The following is a 26,750-nucleotide window of genomic DNA, read 5'->3' as shown; positions in this document are numbered from 1 at the left end:
GCTCGACGAGCGGGCGTCAACCGACGATCCCGGTCGTTGAGCGAGGCGGTCAGACGAATCGTCCGGAGCGCCGATGTACATCTCGGGACGGATGCCGTGGCATCCGGCCTCGCGTACCGTGAAACGGTGTTCCGCCGCCTGAAGCCCTACCAAATCGTGGTCGACGTCGTGCTGGCGGGAGTGTTCTTCGTGGTGGCCGCTCCCGTCGAGCTGGCGATGACCGCGTCGACGCCGTCGGAGCTGATCCTGGGGAACGGCCCGGCGCTGCTGTTCGGCGTGGTCGTCGCGATGATCTTCAGCGGGGCACTCGCGATCGCGCGGCTCGCGCCGGGCCTGGCCCTCGCCTCGGCCTGGGCGGGCGCGCTGCTGCAGGTGGGACTCGGACGACCGCCGAGCTTCTCGGATCTCGCGATCTTCGTCGTCCTCTACGCCACCGCGGCGCACGGCACGCCGCGGGTGTACCGCGCCGGGCTGGTCTCCGCCCTGGTCGGCGCGCTGGTGATCGCGGTGTATCTGACCGCGAGTCCGCTGTACGCCGGTGGCGGGCTCACCTGGGGCACGCTGCCGCTGGCGCTGATGATGCTCGTGGCGGCCGCGTTCGCGCTGGGGCTGTCGTGGACCGTCGGCGCGCTCGTGCGCAGCGCTGTCCGCGCCCGGCGCACTCGCGAAGCGCAGCAGCGCGCGGAGGCCGATGCGATCGCCGAGCAGGAGCGGGTCCGCATCGCCCGCGACATGCACGATGTCGTCGCGCACTCGCTCGCGGTGGTCATCGCGCAGGCTGACGGCGCGCGCTACGCGGCCGCAGCGGATCCGGCGGCGGCGGCCACCGCGCTCGGCACGATCTCGGGCACGGCGCGCGCGGCTCTCGCCGACGTCCGGCTCCTGCTGACGCAGCTGCGCCACAGCCAGGCGGACGGCCCCCAGCCGACGCTCGCCGACCTCGAGACCCTGTACGCCCAGGTGCGAGCGGCCGGCGTCGCGCTGCGGGTCGATGTCGACCCGGCGCCGCCGGGCACCCCACCGGCATCGGTCCAGCTCGCGGTGTACCGCATCCTGCAGGAGGCGCTCACCAACGCGCTGCGTCACGGTGCACCCGGTGGGCCGGTGGATGTGCGGCTGTCCTGGCTGCCCGACCGGGTCGAGCTGCTCGTGCGCAATCCCCTCACGCCGGCGCCGGTGCCGGCCGTCGCCGCGCCGGGGCCGGAATCGCCGATCGGACACGGCATGATCGGCATGCGGGAACGGGCCCAGCTCGTGGGCGGCCGGCTCGATGCAGGAGCGGAGGACGACTCCTTCGTCGTGCGCGCCGAGATCCCGATCGGCGGTGCGGCGTGAGCGTGTCCCACAAACGCGGTCCAGCAGCGCCAGGGAGCCGGAATTCTGGGACATGCGCCCGAGCAACCGGGACACGAAGAGCAGGGAGCGGGGACCGATGACGCCGATCAGGGTCGTGCTCGTGGACGACCAGGCGCTCTTCCGCGCCGGCATCCGCATGCTGGTGGGCTCGCAGCCCGACCTCGAGGTCGTGGGGGAGGCAGCCGATGGGCGCGAGGCGCTCGATGTCGTGCGGCAGACCCGGCCCGATGTGGTCCTGATGGACATCCGCATGCCCGTGATGGACGGGCTCGCTGCGACGGCCGAGCTGCTGCGCGATCCCGACGCGCCGCGGATCGTGATGCTCACCACCTTCGACCTGGACGAGGCGGCCGCGCGCGCCATCCGGCAGGGGGCGAGCGGCTTCCTGCTCAAGGATGCCGATCCGGAGTTCCTGCTCGCCGCGATCAGGACCGTGCACGCCGGGTCGGCCGTGATCGCGGCATCGGCCACCCGCGACCTCTTCGCCCACCTGACAGCGGACGCCGCGCCGGCGCCGGTGCCGCCGTCCTACGCCGAGCTGACCGAGCGGGAGCGGGAGATCTTCGCGCTCGCCGCGCGTGGTCTGTCCAACGCCGAGATCGCCGCACGGGAGTTCCTGTCCGAGGCGACGGTGAAGACGCACATCAGCCGCATCCTCACCAAGCTCGGCCTCCGCGACCGTGTGCAGCTCGTGGTCTTCGCGTTCGAGCACGGGCTGGCCTGAACCGCGGCGGGATCATCCTTCCGATGTAGGCGGATGCCCCTTCCGGCCGACGCGCGCGACCGGGGTCCGTTCCTAGCGTCGTAGGCATGGAGATCACATCGACCGACCTCGGCCTGGCTGCCCGGGTCCAGCAGCTCACGAAGACCTACGGCGCCGGCGAGAGCACCGTGCGCGCCCTCGACGGCGTGAGCGTCGGCATCCGTCGCGGCGAGTTCACCGCGATCATGGGCCCCTCGGGCTCGGGCAAGTCCACCCTCATGCACATCATGGCGGGACTGGACGCGCCCACGGCGGGTCGGGCATGGATCGGCGACACCGACATCACGGGCCTGTCCGACCTCGAGCTGACGATCCTGCGCCGCCGTCGCGTCGGCTTCGTCTTCCAGTCCTTCAACCTCGTGCCGACGCTCGACGCGATCGGGAACATCCTGCTGCCGTTCGACCTCGACGGCCGCCGCCCCACCGCGCTCGAGAAGGCGCGCATCGACGGCCTCGTCGAGACGCTCGGGCTGACGACGCGCCTGGGCCACCGCCCGCATCAGCTGTCGGGCGGACAGCAGCAGCGCGTCGCGATCGCCCGGGCGCTCGCGACCGCGCCGGACCTGGTCTTCGCCGACGAGCCGACGGGAAACCTGGACTCGCGCAGCGGTCGCGAGGTGCTCGCCCTCCTCGCGGCGGCCAGCCGCGAGCACGGCCAGTCGATCGCGATGGTCACCCACGACCCGGTCGCCGCCTCGCACGCCGACCGCGTGCTGTTCCTCGGCGACGGCCGGATCGTCGCCGACAAGCCGCGGCAGAGCCCCGAGGAGATCTCGGCGTACATGCTCGCGTCCGAGCTCGGCGCGACGCACGCGGGCGCCGCCACGCCGGCGGTGACCCGATGACCGCGCTCGCCGACAGCACCCGGGAGCGGACGCCCCGACCGGTCGCTTCCGGCCCGCGCGCCACCGGCACCTCGTCGCGGATCGCGTGGCTGCGCGAACGAGGGATGGGCGCGAGCGTCCTCGTCGCGGGCATCTCCAGCGCGTTCGGCGTCGTGCTGCTCTCGGCCACCGGCTACATCGCCGAGGTGCTGCGCGCGGACCCGTACATCGGCGACAGCGGAACCCTCGCGGTCGTCCTGGCGATCCTCACCGTGCTGCTGGTCGGCGTCGCCGTGTACGTGGCATCCATCGTGACGGCCAACACCTTCGCCACCGTGATCGCCGGTCGCACCCGCCGCATCGCGCTGCTGCGGCTCATCGGCGCGTCGGCGCGGTCGCAGCGCACCGAGGTCGCCCGGCAGGGTCTGGCGGTCGGCATCATCGGCGCCGTCGCGGGCCTCCTCGGCGGCACACTGGTGTCGGCGGGAGGCATCCTGCTCGCGGAGCGGCTCCTGGGAGTCGAGGGCGTGGACTATCTCGTCGTCCAGCCGATGCTCCTCATCCCCGCCGCCGTCGTCGCGCTCACGACGTGGGCCGCCGCATGGGTCGGGTCACGTCGCGTGCTGACGGTGACACCGCTGCAGGCGCTCGGGGGCTCGGTCGAGGCATCCCACGATGCGTATCGTCGCCGCGCGGGGCGCAACGGTGCCGCCGCCGCCCTGTTCGCGATCGGCGGGGCGCTGCTCGCAGGCGGCATCGCGCTGGGCCTGATCACGCCGCTCGGGGTCGTGGTCGCCTTCCTGGGAGGCATCCTCTCGTTCACCGGGCTCGCCCTGGGCGCGGGCGTCGTCATGCCGCCCGTGCTGCGGCTGGTCGGCCGGCTGTTCGGGGGATCGGCGACCGCGCGGCTGGCGGCCGAGAACGCGCTGCGCTATCCGGAGCGCTCCAGCCGCATGGCGATCGGCGTGGTGATGGGTGTGACGCTCGTGACGATGTTCGCCGTCGCCCTCGAGACGGTGAAGGTGGTGATCCGCACCTCCGCGGGCGGCGAGGTCGACGACGCCTTCGAGGCCGTGATCGACACGTTCTCGGGGATCATGATGGGTCTGGTCGCCGTCTCGGCCGTCATCGCGGCCGTGGGCCTGGTCAACCTTCTGACGATCGGCGTCGTGCAGCGGCGACGCGAGCTGGGGCTGCTGCGGGCGCTCGGGGTCTCGAACGACCAGGTGCGCCGCATGGTGCTGCTGGAGGCCGCGCACATCACGATCGCGGCGACGGTCACCGGGCTCGCGCTCGGCGTCGCGTACGGCTGGGCGGGAGCGCAGTCGCTGCTCGGCTCGGTTCCGATGCCGCCCGCCTTCTCCGCCCCGAACCTCGTCGCCCCGGCGGTGCCGTGGGCGCCGGTCGCCGTGATCGTGGCGGCGACCGCGGTGCTCACCCTCGTCGCGGCCGTCGTTCCCACGCGGCTGGCCACGCGCGTCGCGCCGGTGGAGGCGCTGGCCGACTGACGCGAGGAAGGCATGCCCCGGCGCAGGCTTCGCGCCGGGGCATCCGCATCGTCGCCCGGGGGGTCCTACAACGGTGCGGCGGCCGTGTCCAGGGGGCTGTCGGAGCGCCGTCGCGACCGCACCCTGGGCGCATGGACATCCAGATCATCGAACACGAGCCGCCGTACCGCGTGGGGGTCATCGTCGGGAGCCTGTCCCGGGAATCCATCAACCGGCGGCTGGCCATGGCGCTGCAGCGGGTCGCGCCGCGGGAGCTCGAGTTCTTCGAGATCCCGTACGGCGACCTTCCGCTGTACAACCGGGACCTCGACGCGGACTACCCGCAGGTGGCGCTGGACTTCAAAGAAGCGGTGCGCTCCGCGGACGCGGTGCTGTTCGTGACGCCGGAGTACAACCGCTCCCTGCCGGGCGCGCTCAAGAACGCGATCGACTGGGGGAGCAGGCCGTGGGGCCAGAACGCCTGGTCCGACAAGCCGACCGGGGTCATCGGCGCTTCCGCCGGGCAGATCGGCACCGCCGTCGGCCAGCAGTCCCTTCGTGCCACCTTGAGCTTCCTCAACGCGCGGCAGATGACCACGCCCGAGGCGTACATCCACTTCACGCCGGGGCTGATCGAAGCGGACGGCGAGGTGACGGTGCCCGAGACCGAGGAGTTCCTCCGCATGTTCATGGAGAAGTTCCTCGAGTACGTCGCGCGCGTCCTCACCGTCATCCCGCGATCCTGACGACCGGCCGGCTCAGCGCTCGCCGCGCACCATCCGGATCTCGCGCGCACCGCCGAGCCGGTCGTCGTCCTTGCACGTCCCGTCGGCGACGAAGCCGTTGCGCTCGTAGAAGCGGCGGGCCCGCGGGTTGTCCTCCAGCATCCACAGCGACGCGTCGGCCGAGCCGATCGCCGCTTCCAGCAGTCCTTGCCCCGCGCCCGTGCCCTGGTGCGCCCTCAGCACGTAGATCGTGAACAGCTCGAGCCGGCCGGCCCGGTCGGCATCCCGCGACGGACCGGCCCAGGCGAAGCCCACGACGTCCCCGGTGATCTCGGCCACCCACACCGGCTGGATGCCTCGGGACGTCTCACCGGCGATCAGCCGTCGCAGCGCTGCGGCCCGGGCGGCGAGTGGGCGGCCGCGGACGACGGCATCCGGAAGCTTCCCGGTGTAGGTCTCGCGCCAGGACTGCCGTTGCACTCTCGCGATGGCGCGGGCGTCGTCGACGGTCGCGCGCCGGATGACCAGCTCACCCACCGGAGTGCTCGGGCGGGGCGGCATCGACGGGATCTCCCGCCGTCGTGTCGGGTGCCGTCGGCTCGGGGTCGTGCGCCCAGGTCGGGGCGAGGGCCCGGATGCGCGCGCCTCGCCACTGCCACACCGCCCACAGCCCCGGCCACAGCGCGAGCGCCGTCGGGCCGCCGATGACGAGGCGGTCGCGCCACAGTGTCTTCTCCGGCGCACCCGGCGCCGGCGAGATCGCCATCTGGTGATCCCACACGTCGAGGCTCGCGAGCGGGCCCGTGAGCGGGATGCCGCTGTCGCGGAATGTGCTCCTGAAGCAGGCGCATCCAGTGCTCGGTCATGGGTCTCCTCGTCGAGTCAGGCGGGTCGGCTTGCGGAGGCGTCAGGGAAGGCGCTGGAACGTGCCCGCCGCAAGCTCCGCCGAGCGCGCCTGGCCATCCGGCATCACGACGGACACGGACCGCGGGACGCGGTCGAGGTTCGCGGCCAGCACGATGTCGCCGTCGTCGGTGCGGGCGCCGACGGCCCACACCAGGCCGTCCGGCGAGCCGCCGCGGAGCCCCGGCTTGCCGCTCAGTTCGGCCACAGCCGCGACCGCCTCGCGCACCGGGTACGCCTCGCCCGCGGCATCCACCAGTCCGCGCGCACCCCACTCCTCGAACATCGTGAGCGTCGCCACGCCGGGGACCGCGAGGGCTGCCGCGCTCGCGACCGCCCACGCCGCCAGCTGCGGTGCCGTCTGGCGGGCGTCGGCGGTGTCGATCAGAGCCGACCCGTAGCCCTCGCGCAGATCGTCGTGTGCGGGCATCGGCGGCGGCGTGGTCGCGACGTCGTTGAAATGCGGTCGCAGCGACACCGGCCCGATATGCACGGGACGGCCCCCGGCGATCTCGGTCGCCTGCGTGGCGACCAGGCGCTGCATCGCAACGGACTCCACCAGCTGCGCCGTGCCAAGGCTGTGGAACAGCGGCGTGACGCTGAACACGATCCCGTCGAGGTCCGCCGGCAGCCGATGGTGCTCCCGGTTCAGCTCCGTGAAATGCGACCGGGCGCCGCCGACCACGGGTGCGTGGACACCGGCGTCCGTCAGCGCGGTGCGCAGCAGTGCCGTCGCCGCGACGTCGGAGACATGTCGGGCGGGACCGGTGGGCCAGTACGCGCTCACCCGCGCGACCGGCCGGTCCCGAAGGGCGACCACCCCGTCGTAGATCGCGCCGGGCTCGCTGTCGGACAGGACGAACCGCACATCCAGCGGCAGACCGGATGCCGCGGCGCGGTCGAGTGCGGCTCGCCAGTTGCGGGTCGCCAGATCCAGCTCGACGAGGACGGCGGCCCCGACCGGCTGAAGGGGCGGCGCCGGGTCAGGCGCCGTAGCCGCGCTCACCGCGATCGCCGGCAGCGGCTCGCCGAGTCCCAGACGGATCGTCGACCCGTCCGACGCGTCCTTCTCGGCGGGTTCGCCGCTCACGGTCAGCTCGATCGACTGCACCACGCGGTCACCCGCGGCGAGCCGGTAGGGGAAGGGAAGCGCGAGGGGACGGCTGTACGTCTTGTACGAGGCATCCGTCCAGTTGCGCTGGTCCTCCATCTCGAACACGTCGCCCGAGAACCGCAGCTCCACGTCGAGTCCCGCCGCGGTCCAGGCGAGACCGGCGATGTCGAAGGCGGGCTGGTGCGGGCTGATCGCCGTGGGGAAGGCGGTCTCCTCGACCGCGCCGTCGCCGTGGGTGATCCGCAGCGCGGCGCCGGCGAGTACGGGCGGGTGGAGGACCACGAGCCCGGTCCGGTTGGTCCAGAACTCGTTCTGCGACTCCAGGTCGGTGAGCACGACGAGCCGGTCCCCCCGCACTTCGGCGCGCACGACGCCGCGCAGGTCGGAGCCGCGCCCCTCGGACCGCACGTGCAGCGTGATCGCCAGCTCGCTCTCATCGATGCGGTCGACCACGAGCGGCGGGGTGTCCCAGTTGCGGTCACGCACCACCGCCCGCACCGATCGCAGCACGACCTGCCCGTGGAACGCGAGGTCGGCGAGCTCATCGTCGCGCACCTCGAGCGACCACGGGCCGCCGCGCCAGATCCGCGGCTCGTCGCCGACCCACACGTCCGTCATCAGAGCGTCGTCATCCCTCCGTCGACCGAGAACAGCGCGCCGGTCGCGAACGCGCCGTCGTCGCTGGCCAGGTACACCATGATGCCCGCCACGTCGTCGGGCGTGCCCGCCCGGCCGAGCGGGATCCGGCCGATGATCGCGGCGCGCGACTCGGGGTCCTCCGTGATGGCGCTGACGAGCGGCGTCTCGGTGTACGCCGGCTGCACCGTGTTGACGCGGATGCCCTTCGCCGCGTACGCCGCTGCCACCGTGCGGCCGAGACCGTGGATGCCGGCCTTCGAGGCGCTGTACGCCGTGAAGTCCTTGCCCTCGCCGTTGACCCCCGTCGGGCTTCCGGTCAGGATGATCGACCCGCCGCCTCGCGGCAGCATCGACCGCACGGCGTGCTTGACGGTCAGGAACGTCCCGGTCAGGTTGATGTCGATCGTCCGCCGCCAGACGTCCAGCTCGAGATCCGCCGCCGGCGCGTCCTGCCCGAACAGCTGCACGCCCGCGTTGGCGACCACCACATCAGGTGCCCAGCCGGCCGCTTCGACCTCGGCGAAGCCCCCGGCCACCGCGTCCTCGTCCGAGATGTCCATCGTCACCGCGCGGGCGCTCTCGCCGATCTCGGCCGCGGCGCGCGCGGCACCCTCGCCGTTGCGATCGGCCAGCACGACGCGCGCGCCCTCGCGGGCGAAGCGGTTCGCGACCGCCAGCCCGATGCCCAGCGCCGCACCGGTGATCAGCGCGGTCTTGCCCTCCAGCTGCCCCATGTCAGCGCTCGATCTTGTCGAGGTGCAGCATCCGGGCGAGGTTCTTGTCGAGCTCGTCGTCGCGGAAGATCTTCTTCCAGTCCTCCTTGATGATGCTCTCGCGGCCGTAGTCCATCGCGATGAGGCATGCGTCCGAGAAGGGGTTGTCGCCGCGGAGGCCGTTGGCGAGCGCGACCTGCGTGTGGCCGTACAGGATGCTGCGGGCCGCCGCCTCGGGCACGCCCATGGTGTGGATCGCCTCGTCGAGGGCTTCGTTCAGGAGCGCCCCGATCATGCAGGCGACGGTCTCGACCAGCGTCGGCTCCAGCTGCGCGAGCTGCTTGATCGTCACCCAGTGCACGTCGATGACCGGCGCGTAGATCGCGCGGACGGTCGCCTCGACGATCGCCTTCTTAGCCGGGTCGTCGGACTCGATCGCGGCGATGGCATCCTGCGGCGCGGCGATGCCGCCGAACGTGTCGGCCCACTCCTCCTTCGTGGTGCGCTCGAGGAAGACCGACGGGTGGCAGGGGTGGGCGACGGCCTGGATGACGTCCTCACGCGTGGTGAGCAGGCCGGCATACGCGGCGGCGGGGTCCAGGGTGAGGACGATCGCGCCCGACTTCAGCTGCGGCACGAGCTCGGCCGTGACCGATGCGAGGGCGAGGTCGGGCACCGCGAGGACGACGATGTCGGCGTCGGCGACGGCGGTCGGCGCGTCGGTGATCTCACGGCCGGCCTCGATGGTGCGCTGCTGACCGGCGGGGGAGTTCTCGACGTACCAGACCGTGTGGTCGGTCTTGACGAGGTTGTTCGAGACCCGCATCCCCATCTTGCCGCCCGCTCCGATGACGGCGATCTTGTGCGTGTTCGTGGTGGTGGTCATGTCGTGCTCCTCAGATACTCGACGGTGGTGCGGGTCCACTCCCGCTCGATTCGAATGGTGGTCTGTGCGTCTTCCTGCCACGGCAGCCAGTGCTCGACGATCTCGTTGATCCCGCGCTCGCGTGGGCGGACGGTGCGCAGCAGGTGCGGATAGTCGTGGAGGCCTGAACCCATGGGGGCGCCGCTGTAGGTGAAGCCCACCCACCCGGGCTGCCGGGCGAAGGCGAAGTCCTTCACGTGGACGTTCTTCACCAGCGGCGCGGTCAGTTCGACGCAGTCGCGCGGGCGCTCCAGACGTGCCACGACGTTGCCCGGGTCCAGGCAGATGCCGAGGTGCTCGCTCCCGACGCGCTCGACCAGCCCCACGAGGTCGCTCGTCGCCAGCTGCTCGTACGTCTCCAGCGCCAGGGTCACACCGGATGCCTCGTACGCGGGCAGGGCGGCGCGCAGCCACGCCTCGGCCTCGTCGAGGGTGGGTCGGCTCTCGGGGGAGTAGAGCATGCTGCGCACCAGTCGCGCGTCGAAGATGCCCGCGATCTCCAGGAAGCGGGCCAGCCGCTCCGGCTCGAGGCCCTTGGTGCCGAGCTCGATGGTGAGCCCCAGATCGCGCGCCGCGGCGGCGGCATCCGTCAGCTCTGCGTCGGGCATCCGCACCAGCGGGTCGTAGTCGCAGATCTGGAAGAGGTCGACGCCGAGCTCCCGTGTCGCCTCGAAGGCGCCGGTGAGCGACAGCGGCTGGGGCGCACGCTCGGAGTGCTGCCAGAAGAACGCGTAGGTCCCGAGCCCGATCATGCCGCCTCCCGCCTCGTGCAGAGACCGGATGCCTCGTCGAGGACGGCGACGAAGGCGTCCGGATCGTGCGCGAACCGGCCGAGGAAGAGCCCGTCGACGTCGTCTCCGAGCTGGGTGAGCAGACCCGGTCCCGCCGATCCACCGTAGATGACGACGCTGCCGGTGCGGGCGGTCGACGCCGTCAGCGCCGTGCGCAGCGCGCGGGTCACCGTGGCGATGTGCGCGGCAGGTGCGGGTTCCGGGGCGCCGATGGCCCAGATGGGCTCGTAAGCGACCACCACCCGACCCTCGGGCGCGCCGTGGAGGTTCGCGCGCAGCTGGGCCACGGTCGCCTCGGCGGCGGCCGAGGCGACCATCCGCTCGGTCTCGCCGACGCAGATGACGGGGGTGACGCCGGCGGCGAGGCTGGCGGTCACCTTGGCGGCGACGTCCTCATCGGTCTCCCCGAAGAGGCGTCGTCGTTCGGCGTGGCCCACCTCGGCATACGTCACGCCGGTCTGGGCGAGCTCGGACGCCGTGACCTCGCCGGTGTACGCGCCTGCGGGGTAGGCCGAGACGTCCTGCGCCCCGATGGCGACGCCCGTGCCGGCGAAACCGGCGACCGCGTCGTCGATCTGCAGGTAGGTGGGGATGACGAACACGTCCACGCGCGCACCGCTCAGTGCCTCGTGGTCGCGCACGCGGTCGGCCACCTGGCGGAACCAGGCCCGCGCCTGCTCGCGCCCGAAGTAGGCCTTCAGGCTCATCCCCACCGTGACCCGGGTCATCGCTGCGCGTCCTCCCCGGCGCCCACCCGCTGCGCCTCCACGTGCGCGTCGTCGTCGCGGCGCGCCTCGTCGCCGCGCTGACGGCGGGCGATGAGCACCATGAGCACCGCCGACAGCAGCATGAAGAAGCCGACGATGAACATCGGGATCTCGTAGCCGCCGGTCCAGTCGCGCACGGCGCCGGTGATGTACGGCGCCGAGAAGCCGGCGAGGTTGCCGATGGTGTTGATGAGGGCGACACCGGCCGCCGCGGCGGCTCCGGTGAGGAAGCGCGTGGGCAGCGTCCAGAAGTTCGGCAGCGCCGCGAAGATCGCGCACGCCGTGACCGTGATCACCGCGATGGTCGCGGCCGGGGAGCCGGCGAAGAGCGCCAGCGGGATGCTGATCGCGCCGGCGATCGCCGGGATCGCGATGTGCCACGTCTTCAAGCCCCGCCGGGAGGCATCCCGCGACCAGAAGTACATGGCGATGGCCGCCGGCAGGTACGGGATCGCCGTGATGAGGCCCTTCTGCAGCACGTCGAACGTGACGCCCGCCTGCTCCTGGAAGCCCTCGATGATCGTGGGCAGGAAGAACGCCAGCGCGTACAGACCGTAGATGAAGCCGAAGTAGATGAACGACAGCACCCACACGCGCCCGCTCTTGAAGGCGAAGCGCGCCGAGACGTGCCCTTCCTCGTTCTGCGTGGCCGACGTCTCCTTCTCGAGCGCGTCGGTGAGCCACGCCTGCTCCTCACGGGTGAGCCATGTCGCGTCGGCGGGCTTGTCCTTGAGGTAGAACCACGCGATGACCCCGACGACGATCGCGGGGATCGCGACGCCGAAGAACATGAAGCGCCAGCCCTCGAGGCCGAAGAAGACCTCGTGCTGCTGGATGAGCCAGCCGGCCAGCGGGGCGCCGATCACGGTGGTGAGGGGCTGCGCCAGGTAGAAGAGCATGAGGATCCGGCCCCGGTACTGCGCGGGCACCCAGAGGCTCAGGAAGAGGATCGCGCCCGGGAAGAAGCCGGCCTCGGCAACACCGAGGAGGAACCGCAGCACGACCAGCTGCTCGAAGTTCTGCACCCACGTGAACAGCAGCGCCACGATGCCCCAGGTGACCATGATGCGGGCCAGCCATCGACGTGCGCCGAACCTGTGCAGCGCCAGGTTCGAAGGCACCTCGAGAAGGATGTAGCCGATGAAGAACACGCCGGATGCGAAACCGAACTGCGCGGCGCTGAGGGCGAGGTCCTCGTTCATGCCGTTCGGGGCGGCGAAGCCGATCGCGGTGCGGTCGAGGTAGTTGATGAAGAACATCAGCGCCACGAACGGCACGAGGCGGATGGACACCTTGCGGATCGCTGATCGGGCGACGGGCGCTTCGGTGGGGGTTCGCGTGTTGTCCACGATGACTCCTGCTCATCGACGGTGATTCGAGCGCCGCACGAGCGGCCGTCTCAGTGTGTCAAACCGGTTGACCAATTGCAAGATCGGTCAGCCCGGCGTACCGCCCTTCGCCGGCGCATCGACGATCTCGAAGAACAGCCGCTGTCCGTCGGCGCTCGCCGGATGGATGCGGATCTCGACGTCGCCGAACCGCTGCGTCCAGCGGTCGGCGGGCCCGAGGTGCGGCTCGATCGCCTCCTGCACGTGCGGCTCGTCGAAGCGGTCGAAGACGATCCAGCGGCCGTCGCCCACGCGGCCGCTCACGCGCTGGCCGGTGCCGGTCAGCCACGACGCGATGAGCACCGTGGCGCCCGCATCCGCTCGTCGACGCAGGCGCTCGTGCGTCTGCCGGGGGAGGCGGCTGCCCACCACGACGATGAGGCGTGCGCCGGCGAGGTGCCGCTCGGTGACGTGCTCGTCGAAGGCCAGGACGTTGGGCATCGGCTGGAAGAGCCCGTGCAGCGCCGTTGCCTCGGATGCCGCCGTCTCGAGGGGGAACCGTCCGCGGGGGACCGGGTTCAGGCGGTGGCGGGGGAAGTCGTAGCCGGGGATGTGCAGGCAGCTGCCGTGGGCGGGGATCGCTCCTCGACTGAGGTGATGCCACGCCTCGAACACGCTCCGCGAGGTCTCGGGCGCCGTCGCCTGCCGATTGCCGAACGGCCGATGTCCACGACCGAAGTCGCTGTCGTCGGCGTGGACCACGGCGATGTCGGGCGTGGCATCCGAGTGGCGCCACCGCAGGGGATGCGCAGGGACGAACTCCCGGAGGAACTCCTGCCACACCTCGCCATACGCCGTGGCGGCGAAGCCCCTGTCGCCGGTGTGGCGCACCAGCACGTCGATGGTCTCGACGAACAGGTGCGTCGGCGAGAACAGATACGCCATCCGGAGAGCGGAGCCGAACTCCTCCGGCGGGTGGCCGGGGAAGCCCGGCGCGCGCGTGAGCCAGGGGCCGATGTCGGGCCCCCACAGGTCCGCGCAGATCCAGAGGTCGCGGTCGTACTGCACCGCAGCGCCCAGCGCCGTCGCGAGCTGGAGCGGCTGGAACGACTCCTTCATGACCTTCGGGCACGGCGTCATGCCGGCACGCGCGAGCGTGTGGAACATCACGGGGAACACCTGCTCCGCGAGGACGGGCACGTCCCGCGTCGCGGCGCCCGTCGCGGCGGCGACCTCGGCGACGACGTTCCGCACCGTCGCGTCGATCGTGGCGATCGCGGCATCCGTCGTCAGTCCGTCGGTCCGGCCGAAATGCGGCAGATGGTCGTCTCGACGGTACTGATCCGCGTGGATCTGCAGGTGCTCCGGTTCGTCGTAGAGCACCCCGGCCAGCCGGCCCGACGCGGCCGCTTCGGCGAGCAGCTGCGGCGGGAGATCGAAGCGGTTGGTGCCGTCGACGTACGGTCCGTTGATGTTGCCGTACTCGTTGCCGAGCACGACGTCGATGTCGGCGGCGTCGAGGTCCCGCAGCAGGTCGCCATGATCCTGCACCGTCGGCACCACATGATGCACGTAGAAGTCGGCGCCGAGCTCGCTGAGCTGCGCCACGAAGGCGGCAGGTGCCGGTGCCGGGTCCTGTGCCGGGATCGGGACGCCGGTGCCGGTTCTCATGATCGCGTCGGACTCCTCCGCGGCCCACGGGTCCCAGAAGGCGACGACGGGGCCCTGGATGCCGAACTTCGGACGACGATGCCCGCCGGTGCTGGTCACAGATGCTCCTGGGTCGGGCCCGGAGGCCGCGGGCGCCCGGTCGTGGACCAGGCGCCCGCGGCGCTTCGGGACGTTCGGCGGCTACTGGGCGAGGACGACGTCCATCTCGGCGAAGAACTCGTCCACGGCCTGGTCCACCGTCATGGTCCCGTAGTTGAGCTCCTCTCCGAGCTGGCGGAACTTCTCGTGCAGCGAGCCGTACCCGACGATCGGCACAGGCGGAGCGTCGCCCAGACGGTCGGCGATCGACGCCTCGTAGTCGGCGATCTGCTGGCTCATCTCGTCCAGGTCCGCGGCCTCGCGCGCGGTCTCCGAGGCGGGCAGGCCTCGGTTGGTGCCGAAGATCTCGCCCGATTCCGGCGAGTTGATCAGGAAGTCGATCAGCGTCGCTGCGGCTGCCGGCTGCTTGGAGTTGGACGCGATGGAGTACATCTGCGACGCCTTGAGATAGAGGTCCTTGCCGCCGTCGACGGACAGGGGCGGTGCCAGCAGCTCGATCTCGTAGCCTTCCCCGAGGTTGCCGAGGAATCCCGACCCGGAGTTGTCCCAGGTCGTGTCGCTCGCACTGATCGCGCTGTCGAAGGCCGTGAGCGGCTGCACCTCGGCGATCCGCTGCTGAGGCACGAGCGCGCCGGCCTCGCGCAGGTGGGCGTTGGACTCCCAGAACTCCGCAAGGCGCTCCTTGTCGAAGCCCGGCTCCCCGTCCTCGTCGAAGAGATCCTTCCCTTCCGCTCGCAGCTGCAGCTCGAAGTTCGTGAAGCGAGTGTTGGGGTCCACCCCGCCCCACACCTCCACGCCGGCCGCCTTCGCGGCCTCGCTCACCTCGGCGATCCAGTCGTAGTAGTCGTCCCAGGATCCGTCCTCGAAGGGCTCCACGCCCAACTGCTCGAGCAGCGTCGTGTTGAGGAACATGCCCCAGGAGTTGGTCGAGATCGGCACCGCGGTGGTCACGCCGTCGACCACGCCCGCCTGCAGGACCTGGTCGTCGATCGGATCGGTCTGGATGATCGAGCCCAGGTACGGCTCCAGGTCCATGAGCGTTCCGCTCTGGGAGTACTGGCGCAGGTATGCCAGGTCCATCGTCACGACGTCGGGCAGCCCGCCTCCGGATGCCTCGACCTGCCGCTTCTCCCAGTACTCCGTGGGCGCGAGGAACAGCACGTCGACGTCGATGTGGGGATGCTGCTCCTCGAACTCCGCGATCGCCTCGTCGTAGAGCTCTGCGCGGACGTCGTTGCCCCAGAAAGAGAACGTGATCGAGACGTCCTCGTTCGGGTCCACCGTCGCCTGCGGTCCGTCGGGCGCCGCGGAGCCGCACCCTGTCAGTCCGGCCGCGGCAAGGCCTGCGGCAAGTCCCAGTGCAACCGCCCGCCGATTCTTCACGGTCATCGTTGATCCTCTTCGTCGAGTCAGGAAACGTTTCCTCGCATCGCCGCGAGAAAGGCGACCTGCGTCGCCTTGGCTCAGTGTGGCAAACCGGTTGACCGAATGCAATACCCCTGCGCGCGGCACTGCCGTATGTTGTTCGCATGCCCGCCTACCCCGATGACCGGTCCGCCGAGATCGCGGCCGCGCTGGGCGCGCTGCCGACGGGCACGCCGGTGTCGGAGGTGGCCCGGCGCCTGATGGATCTGTTCACGGGCGGCTCGCTCGCGCCGGGCACCCGGCTGCCTCCCGAGCGGCAGCTCGCCGCGACGCTGGGCGTCGGCCGATCCGCGGTCCGCGAGGCGCTCGCGGCGCTCGAGATCCTGGGCATCGTGGACGTGCGCCCCGGCTCGGGGACCTATCTGCGCGGCACCGCCAGCGAGCTGCTCCCGCAGACGCTGCGCTGGGGGCTCCTCATCGGCGAGCGCAACACCGCCCAGCTGCTCGAACTGCGCTCGGGTCTGGAGATCTACGTCGCTCGGCTCGCCGCCGCACGCGGCCACGAGACGTCCATCGCCGAGCTCGGCGCGCAGCTCGATCGCATGCGGGGGTCGATCGACGACCTGGCGGTCTTCGCGCGGGCGGACCTGGAGTTCCATCACGCGCTTGCCGCCGCGGCCGGCAACGACATGCTGGTCGACCTTCTGCACGTGGCACGGTCGCTGCTGCAGGTGTACGCGGACCGCGCCGTCCAGGATGCCGAAGAGGCCCAGCGCGCCATCGTCGAGCACGATGCGGTCTATCGCGCGGTGCGCGCCGGCGACGAGGACGGCGCGGCCTCGGCGATGGCGGTGCACATGGCGACGGCATCCGCACGCCTCGCGGCCGATGCCGCCGAGCGGACGCCCGCGACGTCGCACTGAACCCTCTCAGCGTGGATCGGCAGGCGCCACCTCGAAGAGGGCGTCGGCGTCGTGCGCGGCGATCGCGTACTCGACGCCGGTCCATCGGGTCGGCGAGGGGGTGAACCAGCCGCCGACAGGCTGACCGTCGACGTGGAAGCGGGCTGCGGCACCGTCCGTCTCGAACCCCAGCCGCACCGGCGCAGCGGCGCGGACCAGCACCTCGTGCCCGTCCTCGGGGGTGATCGGCTCGCGGCCCTCGCCCGGCACGACGCGCACCCGGTGCTGCTCCTCGCCGACCACGGCGAGCGACCCGCTGCCCTCCAGCAGCGTCACCTGTGCGCCGCGGGAGCGATCGAGCGGGCGCGCCAGCACGCCGTCCGCCCGCAGCCGGATGCACCGCTCGTCCGCGGCCACGATGACATCCCTCGGCGCCGAGCCGCGGCCGTGCCACCCGTCGGCGGCGGATGCGGCGGCCACGGGCGCGGCCGCGGGCCGCGGCGTCGGCCACGGCCACTCCGCGACCGGCTCGGGCGGGCCGCCCGCCACCGCGGCGCCGACGCGAGGCCAGCCGTCATCGCCCCACGCGAGGGGCTGGAGGTGGAGGATGCGCCCGTGCTGAGGCGTGTGCTGGAAGTGGAGGAACCACTCCTCGCCGCCGGCGCCGACGACCCATGCGCCCTGGTGGGGTCCGTTGACGGCGGTGGACCCCTGCTCCAGCACGATGCGCGCCTCCCAGGGCCCGGCGAGATCGCGTGAGCGGAAGACGTACTGCCAGCCGGTCTCGACGCCCCCGGCGGGGGCGAAGATGAGGTAGTCGTCGCCCCGTCGGTGGAGCTTCGGTCCCTCCAGGACCGAGCAGCCCTCGATCGCGTCGCCGTCGATCGCCGTGCGCGCAGGGCCGACAGCACGCGTGAGGGTGGGGTCGACCTCGACGATGTCGAGCCGGTTGGCGAACCCTGCCCGCGAGCGCGCCCAGCCGTGGATGAGCCAGGCACGGCCGTCGTCGTCCCAGAAGGGACACGGATCGATCGGGCCGGGGCCCGGGAGAACCAGCCGGGGCGCGGACCACGGACCCTCCAGCTGCGGTGCGTCGACGACGAACACCCCGCGATCCGGGTCGGCCCAGGTGATGAACAATCGCCCGTCGTGCTCGCGGATGGCCGGCGCCCACACGCCGCCGCTGGGCTGCACGAGGGGCATATGACCGCCGGCGAACCCCGCCGGATGCCACCTCACGAGGTCGTCCGAGCGCCACAGTGGCAGCCCGGGCTGCCGATCGAAGCTCGACGCCACCAGCGCGTAGCCGCCTCCGGTGAGGGCGATCGCATCGGGATCCGGCACGTCGGACGACACGATCGGATTGCTGTACCGGGCTGGTTGGTTCACGCTCGCTCCGCACTGAGAAGGCCGGCTTGGGTAACCGGTTGACCTCTGCTACTGTACCGGGGAACCGGTTTCTGAGCGAGTCCTCCGACGCGCCGAGGCCGCGGCACCAAGGGACATCACCCGACTCAAAGAGGAGCAAGACATGGCACAGGCAGCAAGGCGACCCGGGCGACGGGCGCTGGGCGCGGGTCTGATCGCCGCGGGACTCGTGGTCTCGGCCACGGCGTGCGCCGCGGGCGACGACGCCGGAGGCGGGGAAGCCTCCGACGGTCCCGTGACGATCTCATTCCAGTGGTGGGGCAACGACGAGCGAGCCGTCGTCACCGAGGAGGCGCTGGACCTGTTCGAGGAGCAGAACCCCGGCGTCACGGTCGAGACCTCGTTCTCGGCGATCGACGCGTACATCCCCAAGCTCGCCACCCAGATCGCCAGCGGCTCGCAGCCGGACCTCTTCCTCATCCCGATGGAGTCGGTCAAGGAGTACACCGAGAAGGGCGCGACGACCGACCTCAGCGAGTACATCGGCGAGGTGATCTCGGTCGAGGACATCCCCGAGGCGACGCAGAAGATCGGCCAGATCGACGGCACGTTCTACGGCTTCACCTTGGGCACCGCGACCTACGCCTGGGCGTACGACCCGATCGCGTTCGAGGAGGCCGGCGTCGAGGCCCCCGGCCCCGGGTTCACCTGGGACGACCTGATCGAGGCGGGCGAGAAGATCCGCGCCGCCAGCGGCGGCGCGAAGGCCGCCATCAGCGACCCGGGCGGGTACATCGCCCACTTCGCCACGTGGCTGCTCCAGAGCGACAAGCTGCTGTTCACCGAGGAGGGTGAGCTGGGCTTCGAGGAGAGCGACCTCGAGGAGTGGTTCGACCTGATGGAGCGGCTGCGTGAGTCGGGAGCGTCGACCGATCCGCAGACCACCTCGACGCTGGATCAGAGCATGCAGAACTCCGGCTTCGCGCTGGGCAAGTCCGCCGGCGAGTTCATCGCGGCCTCCATCACCGGCGCCTTCGTCGACACGATCGGCGAGGAGCACGTGGCGCTGGCGCCCCTGCCGTCCGACACCGGAACGCTCGGCATCAACATGGCCGGCACCAACGTCGCGGCCGTCTCGCCCAAGTCGGAGCACCCCGAGATCGCGGCCAAGCTGCTCGACTTCCTCATCAACGACCCCGAGGCGGCTGAGATCCTGGGCCTCACGCGCGGCATCCCGTTGAACACGGAGAACTACGAGGCGCTCGCACCGACGCTGTCGGGCGGCGACAAGATCGTGAACGACTTCGTCCTGGAGCACCAGTCCGAGTTCAGCGACCCGTCGCCCCTCGCGCCTCCCGGGGTCAGCACCCTTCCCGCGGACTTCACACTGGCCTACGAGAACATCATCTTCGGGCAGCAGTCCAATGCGGATGCCGCGAAGGCGCTGTACGCGACGTTCGAGGCAGCCATCTCCTGACGGCTCCGGCCGGGCCGTCGCCTTCGGCGGCCCGGCCGACCGTTCCCGCATCACCAGCCACAACGAGGAGTGCCGATGACGGTCACACTTCCCGAGGCGGCGGCTCCGGCATCTGCTCCGCCCGCCGCCGCGCCGCGCGCCAAGCGCCGCCGGTCACGCCAGGACGGCGCCGCGTGGGTGTTCCTCTCTCCGTGGCTGATCGGCGCGGCCCTGCTCACGGTGGGCCCGATGGTCGCGTCGCTCGTGCTGTCGTTCACCGACTACGACCTGTTCACCGATCCGCAGTTCGTCGGGACGGCGAACTACGAGCGCATGTTCTTCGAGGACCCGCGCTTCTGGAAGGCCGTCGGGGTCACCCTGAACTACGTCCTCGTCGCGGTGCCGCTCAAACTGGCGGCAGCGCTGGGCATCGCCCTGCTGCTCAACCGGCCCCGCAAGGGGCAGGGCTTCTACCGCTCGGCGTTCTACGCGCCCTCGCTTCTCGGCACGAGCGTGGCGGTCGCGATCGTGTGGCGCACGCTGTACGCGCAGGAGGGAGTCGTCGACAACACGCTCGGGGCAGTCGGCCTGGATCTCGGCGGCTGGATCTCGAACCCGGCGCTGGCCCTCTACGTGCTCGTGACCCTCGCCGTATGGCAGTTCGGCGCGCCGATGGTCATCTTCCTCGCCGGCCTCAAGCAGGTGCCCGCAGAGCTCTACGACGCCGCGGCGGTCGATGGCGCGGGACGGTGGCGCACCTTCTGGTCCGTGACCTGGCCGCTGCTGTCACCGGTGCTGTTCTTCAACCTCGTCCTCGAGATGATCGGCGCCTTCCAGTCCTTCACCTCTGCCTACGTCGTCAGCGGCGGCCGCGGGGGCCCGATCGACTCGACCCTCTTCTACACGCTGTACCTCTACGACCGCGCCTTCACCGCCTTCGACATGGGATACGCCTCCGCGATGGCGTGGTTCCTCCTCGTCGTGATCGCGATCGTGACCGCCCTGATCTTCCGCAGCTCGCGCAGCTGGGTGCACTACGCCGGAGACGACCGATGACCTCCACCTCCGCCGACGCGACGGCGACGCTCATCACAGGACGTCCCACCGAGCGCCGCCGCCGCCCCCGCCGCTCGCTCGTCGGGTCCATCGTGTGGCACGCGTTCTGCCTCGCTCTGCTGCTGCTCCTGCTGTACCCGGTCGCCTGGCTTCTCGGGTCCTCGTTCAAGCCCGGCACCGAGATCCTCACGAACGCCACGCCGTTCCCGCACGCGTTCACGATCGAGAACTACGAGATCGCCGTCCAGGGTGTGGCGGGCCTGAGCCTGTGGCAGCTGCTCGGGAACTCGCTGACGATCTCGGTGCTCACGGTCGTCGGCAACGTCCTCAGCTGCGCGTTGGCCGCCTACGCGTTCGCGCGCCTGCGGTTCCGATTCCGAACCGTGCTGTTCGCCTTCATGATCTCGACGATCATGCTGCCGATGCACGTGGTGCTCATCCCGCAGTTCATCATCTTCAACGAGCTGGGGATGGTCGGCACCTTCCTGCCTCTGGTGCTGCCGAAGTTCCTCGCCACCGAGGCGTTCTTCGTCTTCCTCATGGTCCAATTCATCCGCGGCATCCCTCGCGACCTCGACGAGGCGGCGCTCATCGACGGGGCAGGCTCCTACCGCACGTTCTGGTCGATCATCCTGCCGCTCATGCGTCCGGCGCTCATCACCACGACGATCTTCTCGTTCATCTGGAGCTGGGACGACTTCTTCCCGCAGCTGATCTACCTGAACGACCCCAAGAACTTCACGCTGCAGCTGGGGCTGCGTCTCTTCGTGGATCAGACCAGCGCCTCGGCGTTCGGTCCCATGTTCGCGATGAGCGTCCTGGCGATCCTCCCGGTGATCATCTTCTTCGCCGTCTTCCAGCGGTATCTCGTCGACGGGGTCGCGACATCGGGGCTGAAGGGATGACCGCCGTGCCGGCACGCCGCGGCGCACGGCGGCGCGGACCGAGCGTCCTCGACCCGCATTCGTCGACCTTCGCGGCGTTCTCCGACATGCTGTACGTCGGAGTGCTGGTGTTCGGCCTGTGCGTCCTCGCCGTGACGTGGTTCGCCGCTCTCAGCGCCGGTGTGGAGGAGCTGCGCACCGCGCGCGCCGAGGATCGTCACGTGCGCGCTCGCGGCGTGTGGTCCGCGTTCGTCGACCGGGTGGTGCGGCATCCGCTGTCCCACCTCGTCGTGCCGACGGCCGTCACCGCGCTGCTCGTCGTCGACGTGGTGCTCCTGCCGTACGTCGCTCGGGACGACCTGTGGGCGACGATGCTGCCCATCGTCCTGGCCGCCGGTCTCGGTGCCATCGCGCTGCGCATCGCCGGCACGTGGCGACGCGGGGTCGCGCCCCGCCGCATCCTGCTGATCGCGTGGCGACGGATGTCGGAGGATGCCCCCGGCTCGGCGCTGCTCGTGCTCGCGGTGGTCGCGGCCGGCGCCATCGTGACGGTCGCGCCGATGCTCGCGATCGTCATGCCCGGACCCCTCGTCCTCGCCGCGGTCGCCATGGACCGGGATCACCCTCAGGAGCGCGCATGATCATCGACGACCCGCGTACGCGCCGCGTCATCATCGACTCGGACGTCAAGAACGAGGCCGACGACCAGTTCGCCGTCGTGCATGCGCTCCTGTCGCCGTCGCTCGACATCCGCGGCATCATCCCCGCGCACTTCGGCTCCGAGCGCTCGGACCGGTCGATGCTCGACTCGCGGGACGAGCTCGACAGGCTTCTCGGGCTCCTCGGCGACCCGGATGCGGTGCGCATCGAGAACGGCGCGCCGCGCCGTCTTGCCGACGAGCAGACGCCCGTCGACAGTGCCGGCGCGCGGCTGATCATCGAGGAGGCGCGGCGGGCGGACGCCGGGCCGCTGTTCATCGGGTTCCTCGGGCCGCTGACCGACATGGCCAGCGCGCTGCTCCTGGCGCCCGAGATCGCCGACACCGATACGACGGTGATCTGGATCGGCGGACCCCCGTACGGCGATCGCGAGTGGCGCGGCACGTGGCCGGAGTTCAACCTCCGCAACGACATCCACGCCGCCAATGTCGTCTTCGGCTCCGGCATCGACATCTGGCAGGTGCCCTCGAACGTCTACCGGCTCGCGAGCGTCGGCTACGCCGAGCTGCGGCGTCGCGTCGAACCGTGCGGGGAGCTCGGCCGGTACCTGGCGCAGACCGTCGTCGACTTCAACACGCGCCATCATCGCGTGCCGGTCGAGTCGCGCTCGCTCGGCGACTCGCCCGCCATCGCGCTCATGCTGGATCCGTGGTGCGCCTCGTTCCGGCGCCAGTCGCCGGTGCGCTTCACCGAGACAGGCCACTGCATGCCGTCCGATCGCGGTGGCGACGTGCTCGTGGTCGACCAGATCGACGTGCGCTTCTTCCTCGAGGACATGTTCGCCAAGCTGGCCGACTTCGGCGAGACCGGCGTGCTCCCGCGTCAGGCCGGCGCCGGTCCCGTGCTCTGACGCTCGATCAGCGTTCCCTGGATCCACGCCGGCTCGCCCGCCGGCTGTCCCGCCATGGCGTCCTTCAGCTGCGCCCAGGCCATCTCGCCGAGGGAGTCCTGCGGCACCGAGACGGTCGTCAGGCGTGGCCGGCTGTACCGCGCGAAGGGGATGTCGTCGACGCCCACGACCGAGAGCCGGCCCGGGACGGGAACGCCGAGCTCGTCCAGGCGCGACAGCAGGCCGATCGCGACGAGGTCGTTGAACGCGATGACCGCCGTCGCATCGCAGCGGAGCACCGCATCGGCGACCTCCCATCCGGCATCGAGGGAGGCTCCGACCTCGCGCCGCTCCACCACCAGGCCGGGATGCCGCCGCTCGGCGTCGGCGATGCCCTCGAGGCGCAGCCGGTTCGACGCGCTCGAGAGCGGTCCGCCGAGGTAGAGCAGCCGTCGATGGCCGAGCCCGGCGAGATGGTCGGCCACGAGTCCGATCGCGTGGCGGTAGTCCATGGCGAGCTGCGGCACGGCGTCCTTCACCGTCCGGTTGATGAGGGCGACCGGCTGGGCCTGCGCGAGCACGGCGGCGAGGTCGTCGTCCGACATGCGCGGCGCGCACAGCAGCAGCGCGTCGCAGCGCCGGCGGGCATCCAGCGCGGCACGGCGCTCGAGCTCGGGGCGCTCCTGCGTGTCGCCCACGAGGACCTGGAACCCGTCCTCGGCGGCGCGCAGCGTCGCCCCGTGCAGGATCGCCTGGAACATGGGGTTGCCGAGGTCCGGAACCAGCAGCGCGATGGTGTTGGTGCGGCCGAGCGAGAGGTTGCGCGCGGTCTCGCTCGGGCGGTAGTCGAGCTCGGCGATCGCGGCCTCGACCCGGTCCACGAGCGAGCGGTCGACGGTCGCGCGGCCGTTGAGCACGCGCGAGACCGTCGCACGCGAGACCCCGGCTCTCCGCGCCACGTCGCCGATCGTCGCAGCGCGTCCGCCGTGCGTGCGCGTCATCTCGTCCACTCCCGTAGCCCGGCGTCGGGCCCGTGCCGATCGCTCACACGATCATACGAAGGGGACCGGTTTCCCCGCACGGCCATCACCAAAGCATCCGCCCGTTCCCCCTGGGATGCGAGCCGGCACGCGTCGAGCCGTGTGCGCCGCTTCGAGCGCCGTGCGCCGGATCTCGTCGGCGTCGCTCCGGTCAGCCGGCGCGGCGCTCCCGCGGGTCCTTCTCGGACGGCACGCGGATGGGCGTCGTGCCGGCGATCTGATCGCTGAACTCCTCCGGCGGCACGACGACCGTGAGCGGTCGCGTCTCGTCGATGGTGAGACGGAAGCGCTTCTGCTCGTGGCGATGGAGCCGGCCCGAGACGATGAGCCAGGTGGCGCCGATCGCGAAGGCGACGAGGGCCGCGATCGCCCCGAGCATGATCGCGGTGCGGGGGCCGTACTCCGCGGCCACCCACCCGACGATCGGCGCGCCGACCGGCGTGCCGCCCATGAGGATCGCCATGTAGAGCGCGAGCACGCGGCCGCGCAGGGCGGGGTCGGTGGTCGTCTGGACGTACCCGTTGGCCGTGGTGAGCATCGTGACCACGGCGAACCCGGTGAACATGAGGGTGAGGGCGTACAGCCAGTACGTCGGCATGAAGGCCGAGACGGCGCTCGCTGCGACGAACAGCGCCGTGCCGCCGATGACGACGCGCAGGCGGGCGCGGTCGCGCCGTGCCGCCAGCAGGGCTCCGGCGAGCGAGCCGATCGCGAGGATCGAGCTGAGCAGCCCGTAGCCGTCTGCCTCCTGGCCGAACTCGAGGGCCATCGTCGACGCGAAGATCGGGAAGTTCATGCCGAACGCGCCGATGAGGAACACCATCGCGAACGTGACCAGCAGGTCCGGTCGCTTGGCGACGTAGCGGAAGCCGTCCGCCAGACGCGACGCCCCGGATGCCCGCACGCGGGGGATCAGCTGGTCGGTGCGGATGAGCATCAGCGCGACGATCATGGCGAGGAAGGTCACGCCGTTGACGAGGAACACCCACCCGGTGCCGATCGCCACGATCATCACACCGGCGATGGCCGGTCCGATCATGCGGGCGCCGTTGAAGGATGCCGCGTTGAGGGCGACGGCGTTGGACGCGATCTCCCGCGAGACCAGGTCGGAGACGAACGCCTGGCGTGCGGGGTTGTCGAACGCGGCCACGAGCCCGAGCCCGAGAGCGAACGCGTACATGATCGGCAGCGTCATCACGCCCATCAGCAGCAGGATGCCGATGGCGACGCCGAGCAGCAGCAGCAGGCCCTGGGTCACCACGAGCAGCCGGCGGCGCTCGAACCTGTCGGCGACCCAGCCCGTGATGCCGACCAGAAGGAGAGGAGGCGCGAACTGGAGGGCCATCGTGACGCCCATGGCGCCGGCGTCGTTGTCGGTGAGCTCGGTGAGCACGACCCAGCTGAGCGCGGTGGCCTGCATCCAGGCGCCGACATTGGACACCAGGGCGCCGATGAACCAGACGCGGTAGTTGAAGACCGAGAACGAGCGGAACATGGCCGTGCTCCCGCGCCCGGATGCCTTGCCGGACGTGCCGGCCGAGATCGACGGCGTGCGGCTCATCGGGCGACCATCCGTTCCATCAGCTCGGCGGCCCTGGCGATCGTCTCGCGCTCCTCGGGCGTGAGGTCCGCGAGCGCGGCCTCCACCCAGGCATCCCGCCGGCGTGCCGTCTCGTCGACGACCGCGCGACCCTCGTCGGTGAGGGAGATGACGACCTTGCGGCCGTCGGTCTCGTCGGCCGAGCGGACGATGTAGCCCGACTCCTGCAGGCAGTTGACCGTGCGGTTCATGGACGGCGCCGAGACGCGCTCGCGGTCGGCGAGCTCGCCGAGGGTATGAGGCCCGTGCGTCCACAGCGCCGCGAGCACGGCGAACTGCCCGTCGCTCATGGAGTCGATGGCGCGCTGGGTGCGCATCCGGCGGGCGAGCCGGAAGGTGGCGATCCGCAACTGGGAGGCGGCCGCCGAGAGGTCGTGATCGGGTGTGGTTTCGATGTCTGTCGTCGAGGTTCCGTATGTGCTCATGCGAATACTTAGCATAGCTCATTAGTTTGGCTAAGCAAAGTCCTGCGCCGGCCGGCAGGGGTGGATGGATGCTCCCGCATAGACTGCTCCGCATGCCCGAGTACACCGACGCGCACGGCATCACGATCGTCTACGACGTCCATCCCGCCAAGACGCGGCCCCGGGCGGTGGTGCAGCTGCTGCACGGCGTGGGGGAACACGCCGGCCGGTACGGGGCACTGATCGACGCGCTCACCGCCGACGGCTACACGGTGTACGCCGACGATCACCGCGGGCACGGCCGCACCGGCATGCGCCAGTACGACGGCGACGCCACCAAGCTGGGCAGGCTCGGACCCGGCGGCCTTCGGGCGGCGATCGCGGCGGTGTGGGATCTGACGCAGCGCATCCGCTCCGAGAATCCCGACCTGCCGCTCGTGCTCCTGGGCCACTCGTGGGGGTCCTTCCTCGCGCAGGTCCTCGTGAACGACCACCCCGACGCCTACGACGCGCTCGTGCTGAGCGGTTCCGCACTCCGATGGCCCGGGTCCCTGAACGCCGGCGATCTGAACGGGCCGTGGAAGACCACCGGGGCCCAGGGCATCGAGTGGCTCTCGTCCGACCCGGCGGTCGGGCAGTCGTTCCTCGACGACCCGCTCACCACGACCGTGCCGCTGCTGAAGCTGTTCGGTCCCGTCGACGCGCTGCGGCTGTACGGGAAGCCGCGCAAGAGCCTCGGTCGCGACATCCCGACGCTGCTCATGGTCGGTCGCGACGACACCGTCGGAGGACCTCGCAGCGTGCACCGGCTCGCGGATGCCTACCGCGCGCGCTCCGGCTTCACCGATGTGACGACCCTCGTCTACCCCGGCGCCCGCCACGAGATCTTCAACGAGGTCATGCAGGAGGACGTCCGGGGCGATCTCCTCGCCTGGCTCGGCCGCCGCTTCGCGATCCGCGACTGACCCGCAGCATCCCGTTCCCGCGGACGCGAGCTCCGACCGCGAGACAGCATCCGGAC

At 71.1% G+C, this 26,750-nt stretch carries 26 protein-coding genes; 12 read left to right on the top strand and 14 right to left on the bottom strand.

Annotation, left to right across the window (positions count from 1 at the left end; translation table 11 throughout):
* Positions 1–96: 96 nt before the first annotated feature.
* The 5 genes from AC5RVZ_RS10975 (at position 97) to AC5RVZ_RS10955 (ending at position 5,176) form a co-directional block, all read left to right on the top strand.
* A complete protein-coding gene (locus tag AC5RVZ_RS10975) occupies positions 97–1,335 on the top strand; it encodes a sensor histidine kinase (protein ID WP_494065786.1) in 1,239 nt (412 codons plus the stop codon).
* A 97-nt stretch (positions 1,336–1,432) separates the two neighbouring features.
* Positions 1,433–2,080: a response regulator gene (locus AC5RVZ_RS10970; protein WP_494065785.1), complete on the top strand. Its 648-nt coding sequence runs from the start codon at positions 1,433–1,435 to the stop codon at positions 2,078–2,080.
* An 86-nt stretch (positions 2,081–2,166) separates the two neighbouring features.
* Positions 2,167–2,964, top strand: a complete 798-nt coding sequence (locus AC5RVZ_RS10965; RefSeq protein ID WP_494065784.1) for an ABC transporter ATP-binding protein — start codon at positions 2,167–2,169, stop codon at positions 2,962–2,964.
* Positions 2,961–4,451 (top strand): ABC transporter permease, encoded by a 1,491-nt coding sequence (locus AC5RVZ_RS10960; protein WP_494065783.1) that lies wholly within the window; start codon positions 2,961–2,963, stop codon positions 4,449–4,451. Before AC5RVZ_RS10965 ends, AC5RVZ_RS10960 begins: the two co-directional genes overlap by 4 nt.
* Before the next feature lie 131 nt (positions 4,452–4,582).
* A complete protein-coding gene (locus tag AC5RVZ_RS10955) occupies positions 4,583–5,176 on the top strand; it encodes an NADPH-dependent FMN reductase (RefSeq protein WP_494065782.1) in 594 nt (197 codons plus the stop codon).
* A 12-nt stretch (positions 5,177–5,188) separates the two neighbouring features.
* Here AC5RVZ_RS10955 and AC5RVZ_RS10950 read toward each other — a convergent pair whose 3' ends face one another.
* The 10 genes from AC5RVZ_RS10950 to AC5RVZ_RS10905 all read right to left on the bottom strand — a co-directional run bounded on the left by AC5RVZ_RS10950 (position 5,189) and on the right by AC5RVZ_RS10905 (position 15,494).
* The gene (locus AC5RVZ_RS10950; RefSeq protein ID WP_494065781.1) at positions 5,189–5,692 is read right to left on the bottom strand and encodes a GNAT family N-acetyltransferase; all 504 of its coding nucleotides are present in this window, start codon (positions 5,690–5,692) and stop codon (positions 5,189–5,191) included.
* Positions 5,685–5,921: a hypothetical protein gene (locus AC5RVZ_RS10945; RefSeq protein ID WP_494065780.1), complete on the bottom strand. Its 237-nt coding sequence runs from the start codon at positions 5,919–5,921 to the stop codon at positions 5,685–5,687. The genes AC5RVZ_RS10950 and AC5RVZ_RS10945 overlap by 8 nt, the downstream gene beginning before the upstream one ends.
* A 141-nt stretch (positions 5,922–6,062) precedes the next feature.
* The gene (locus AC5RVZ_RS10940) at positions 6,063–7,790 is read right to left on the bottom strand and encodes a D-apionate lactonase family protein (protein WP_494065779.1); all 1,728 of its coding nucleotides are present in this window, start codon (positions 7,788–7,790) and stop codon (positions 6,063–6,065) included.
* Complete coding sequence (locus AC5RVZ_RS10935) at positions 7,790–8,545, bottom strand: SDR family NAD(P)-dependent oxidoreductase (RefSeq protein WP_494065778.1); 756 nt, start codon at positions 8,543–8,545, stop codon at positions 7,790–7,792. The genes AC5RVZ_RS10940 and AC5RVZ_RS10935 overlap by 1 nt, the downstream gene beginning before the upstream one ends.
* Before the next feature lies 1 nt (position 8,546).
* Positions 8,547–9,410, bottom strand: coding sequence for a phosphogluconate dehydrogenase C-terminal domain-containing protein (locus AC5RVZ_RS10930; protein WP_494065777.1), 864 nt, complete (start codon positions 9,408–9,410; stop codon positions 8,547–8,549).
* Positions 9,407–10,201, bottom strand: coding sequence for a sugar phosphate isomerase/epimerase family protein (locus AC5RVZ_RS10925; RefSeq protein ID WP_494065776.1), 795 nt, complete (start codon positions 10,199–10,201; stop codon positions 9,407–9,409). The genes AC5RVZ_RS10930 and AC5RVZ_RS10925 overlap by 4 nt, the downstream gene beginning before the upstream one ends.
* Positions 10,198–10,968, bottom strand: a complete 771-nt coding sequence (locus AC5RVZ_RS10920) for a triose-phosphate isomerase family protein (RefSeq protein ID WP_494065775.1) — start codon at positions 10,966–10,968, stop codon at positions 10,198–10,200. The genes AC5RVZ_RS10925 and AC5RVZ_RS10920 overlap by 4 nt, the downstream gene beginning before the upstream one ends.
* A complete protein-coding gene (locus tag AC5RVZ_RS10915) occupies positions 10,965–12,356 on the bottom strand; it encodes an MFS transporter (RefSeq protein ID WP_494065774.1) in 1,392 nt (463 codons plus the stop codon). The genes AC5RVZ_RS10920 and AC5RVZ_RS10915 overlap by 4 nt, the downstream gene beginning before the upstream one ends.
* A gap of 87 nt (positions 12,357–12,443) precedes the next feature.
* Positions 12,444–14,105 (bottom strand): hypothetical protein, encoded by a 1,662-nt coding sequence (locus AC5RVZ_RS10910; RefSeq protein ID WP_494065773.1) that lies wholly within the window; start codon positions 14,103–14,105, stop codon positions 12,444–12,446.
* Positions 14,106–14,186: 81 nt separating this feature from the next.
* Positions 14,187–15,494: an ABC transporter substrate-binding protein gene (locus AC5RVZ_RS10905; protein ID WP_494065772.1), complete on the bottom strand. Its 1,308-nt coding sequence runs from the start codon at positions 15,492–15,494 to the stop codon at positions 14,187–14,189.
* A gap of 140 nt (positions 15,495–15,634) precedes the next feature.
* On the opposite strand from AC5RVZ_RS10905, the gene AC5RVZ_RS10900 reads away from it, so the two are divergent.
* On the top strand, positions 15,635–16,393 hold the full coding sequence (locus AC5RVZ_RS10900; RefSeq protein ID WP_494065771.1) for a FadR/GntR family transcriptional regulator: 759 nt from the start codon (positions 15,635–15,637) through the stop codon (positions 16,391–16,393).
* A 6-nt stretch (positions 16,394–16,399) separates the two neighbouring features.
* Here AC5RVZ_RS10900 and AC5RVZ_RS10895 read toward each other — a convergent pair whose 3' ends face one another.
* Positions 16,400–17,761 carry a glycoside hydrolase 43 family protein gene (locus AC5RVZ_RS10895; RefSeq protein ID WP_494065770.1) on the bottom strand — a complete coding sequence of 454 codons (1,362 nt, stop codon included), beginning with the start codon at positions 17,759–17,761 and terminating at the stop codon, positions 16,400–16,402.
* A gap of 142 nt (positions 17,762–17,903) precedes the next feature.
* Here AC5RVZ_RS10895 and AC5RVZ_RS10890 point away from each other — a divergent pair, with 142 nt between their 5' ends.
* The 5 genes from AC5RVZ_RS10890 to AC5RVZ_RS10870 all read left to right on the top strand — a co-directional run bounded on the left by AC5RVZ_RS10890 (position 17,904) and on the right by AC5RVZ_RS10870 (position 22,706).
* Complete coding sequence (locus tag AC5RVZ_RS10890; RefSeq protein WP_494065769.1) at positions 17,904–19,217, top strand: ABC transporter substrate-binding protein; 1,314 nt, start codon at positions 17,904–17,906, stop codon at positions 19,215–19,217.
* A gap of 75 nt (positions 19,218–19,292) precedes the next feature.
* Positions 19,293–20,252 carry a carbohydrate ABC transporter permease gene (locus tag AC5RVZ_RS10885; RefSeq protein WP_494065768.1) on the top strand — a complete coding sequence of 320 codons (960 nt, stop codon included), beginning with the start codon at positions 19,293–19,295 and terminating at the stop codon, positions 20,250–20,252.
* The gene (locus tag AC5RVZ_RS10880) at positions 20,249–21,157 is read left to right on the top strand and encodes a carbohydrate ABC transporter permease (protein ID WP_494065767.1); all 909 of its coding nucleotides are present in this window, start codon (positions 20,249–20,251) and stop codon (positions 21,155–21,157) included. The genes AC5RVZ_RS10885 and AC5RVZ_RS10880 overlap by 4 nt, the downstream gene beginning before the upstream one ends.
* Positions 21,154–21,777, top strand: coding sequence for a hypothetical protein (locus tag AC5RVZ_RS10875; protein WP_494065766.1), 624 nt, complete (start codon positions 21,154–21,156; stop codon positions 21,775–21,777). The genes AC5RVZ_RS10880 and AC5RVZ_RS10875 overlap by 4 nt, the downstream gene beginning before the upstream one ends.
* On the top strand, positions 21,774–22,706 hold the full coding sequence (locus AC5RVZ_RS10870; RefSeq protein WP_494065765.1) for a nucleoside hydrolase: 933 nt from the start codon (positions 21,774–21,776) through the stop codon (positions 22,704–22,706). The genes AC5RVZ_RS10875 and AC5RVZ_RS10870 overlap by 4 nt, the downstream gene beginning before the upstream one ends.
* On the opposite strand, the gene AC5RVZ_RS10865 is transcribed toward AC5RVZ_RS10870, so the two are convergent.
* The 3 genes from AC5RVZ_RS10865 to AC5RVZ_RS10855 all read right to left on the bottom strand — a co-directional run bounded on the left by AC5RVZ_RS10865 (position 22,679) and on the right by AC5RVZ_RS10855 (position 25,750).
* The gene (locus AC5RVZ_RS10865; RefSeq protein ID WP_494065764.1) at positions 22,679–23,686 is read right to left on the bottom strand and encodes a LacI family DNA-binding transcriptional regulator; all 1,008 of its coding nucleotides are present in this window, start codon (positions 23,684–23,686) and stop codon (positions 22,679–22,681) included. The genes AC5RVZ_RS10870 and AC5RVZ_RS10865 overlap by 28 nt on opposite strands.
* Before the next feature lie 190 nt (positions 23,687–23,876).
* Positions 23,877–25,220: an MFS transporter gene (locus tag AC5RVZ_RS10860; RefSeq protein WP_494066274.1), complete on the bottom strand. Its 1,344-nt coding sequence runs from the start codon at positions 25,218–25,220 to the stop codon at positions 23,877–23,879.
* A 62-nt stretch (positions 25,221–25,282) separates the two neighbouring features.
* On the bottom strand, positions 25,283–25,750 hold the full coding sequence (locus tag AC5RVZ_RS10855) for a MarR family winged helix-turn-helix transcriptional regulator (protein WP_494065763.1): 468 nt from the start codon (positions 25,748–25,750) through the stop codon (positions 25,283–25,285).
* A gap of 92 nt (positions 25,751–25,842) precedes the next feature.
* Here AC5RVZ_RS10855 and AC5RVZ_RS10850 point away from each other — a divergent pair, with 92 nt between their 5' ends.
* A complete protein-coding gene (locus AC5RVZ_RS10850) occupies positions 25,843–26,694 on the top strand; it encodes an alpha/beta hydrolase (protein WP_494065762.1) in 852 nt (283 codons plus the stop codon).
* The last annotated feature ends 56 nt before the right edge of the window (positions 26,695–26,750 follow it).

It is taken from the genome of Arthrobacter sp. Cza30 (genome assembly GCF_059090765.1).
The sequence above is the reverse complement of the archived record's forward strand: the minus strand, read 5'-3'. Positions and strand labels throughout refer to the sequence as shown.

Coding starts and splice junctions, on each gene's coding strand:
- AC5RVZ_RS10885 (WP_494065768.1), top strand. CDS start 19,293: ATGACGGTCACACTTCCCGAGGCGGCGGCTCCGGCATCTGCTCCGCCC.
- AC5RVZ_RS10855 (WP_494065763.1), bottom strand. CDS start 25,750: ATGAGCACATACGGAACCTCGACGACAGACATCGAAACCACACCCGAT.
- AC5RVZ_RS10935 (WP_494065778.1), bottom strand. CDS start 8,545: ATGGGGCAGCTGGAGGGCAAGACCGCGCTGATCACCGGTGCGGCGCTG.
- AC5RVZ_RS10905 (WP_494065772.1), bottom strand. CDS start 15,494: ATGACCGTGAAGAATCGGCGGGCGGTTGCACTGGGACTTGCCGCAGGC.
- AC5RVZ_RS10970 (WP_494065785.1), top strand. CDS start 1,433: ATGACGCCGATCAGGGTCGTGCTCGTGGACGACCAGGCGCTCTTCCGC.
- AC5RVZ_RS10850 (WP_494065762.1), top strand. CDS start 25,843: ATGCCCGAGTACACCGACGCGCACGGCATCACGATCGTCTACGACGTC.
- AC5RVZ_RS10865 (WP_494065764.1), bottom strand. CDS start 23,686: ATGACGCGCACGCACGGCGGACGCGCTGCGACGATCGGCGACGTGGCG.
- AC5RVZ_RS10945 (WP_494065780.1), bottom strand. CDS start 5,921: ATGGCGATCTCGCCGGCGCCGGGTGCGCCGGAGAAGACACTGTGGCGC.
- AC5RVZ_RS10930 (WP_494065777.1), bottom strand. CDS start 9,410: ATGACCACCACCACGAACACGCACAAGATCGCCGTCATCGGAGCGGGC.
- AC5RVZ_RS10890 (WP_494065769.1), top strand. CDS start 17,904: ATGGCACAGGCAGCAAGGCGACCCGGGCGACGGGCGCTGGGCGCGGGT.
- AC5RVZ_RS10900 (WP_494065771.1), top strand. CDS start 15,635: ATGCCCGCCTACCCCGATGACCGGTCCGCCGAGATCGCGGCCGCGCTG.
- AC5RVZ_RS10955 (WP_494065782.1), top strand. CDS start 4,583: ATGGACATCCAGATCATCGAACACGAGCCGCCGTACCGCGTGGGGGTC.
- AC5RVZ_RS10860 (WP_494066274.1), bottom strand. CDS start 25,220: ATGTTCCGCTCGTTCTCGGTCTTCAACTACCGCGTCTGGTTCATCGGC.
- AC5RVZ_RS10960 (WP_494065783.1), top strand. CDS start 2,961: ATGACCGCGCTCGCCGACAGCACCCGGGAGCGGACGCCCCGACCGGTC.
- AC5RVZ_RS10965 (WP_494065784.1), top strand. CDS start 2,167: ATGGAGATCACATCGACCGACCTCGGCCTGGCTGCCCGGGTCCAGCAG.
- AC5RVZ_RS10925 (WP_494065776.1), bottom strand. CDS start 10,201: ATGATCGGGCTCGGGACCTACGCGTTCTTCTGGCAGCACTCCGAGCGT.
- AC5RVZ_RS10940 (WP_494065779.1), bottom strand. CDS start 7,790: ATGACGGACGTGTGGGTCGGCGACGAGCCGCGGATCTGGCGCGGCGGC.
- AC5RVZ_RS10870 (WP_494065765.1), top strand. CDS start 21,774: ATGATCATCGACGACCCGCGTACGCGCCGCGTCATCATCGACTCGGAC.
- AC5RVZ_RS10880 (WP_494065767.1), top strand. CDS start 20,249: ATGACCTCCACCTCCGCCGACGCGACGGCGACGCTCATCACAGGACGT.
- AC5RVZ_RS10920 (WP_494065775.1), bottom strand. CDS start 10,968: ATGACCCGGGTCACGGTGGGGATGAGCCTGAAGGCCTACTTCGGGCGC.
- AC5RVZ_RS10875 (WP_494065766.1), top strand. CDS start 21,154: ATGACCGCCGTGCCGGCACGCCGCGGCGCACGGCGGCGCGGACCGAGC.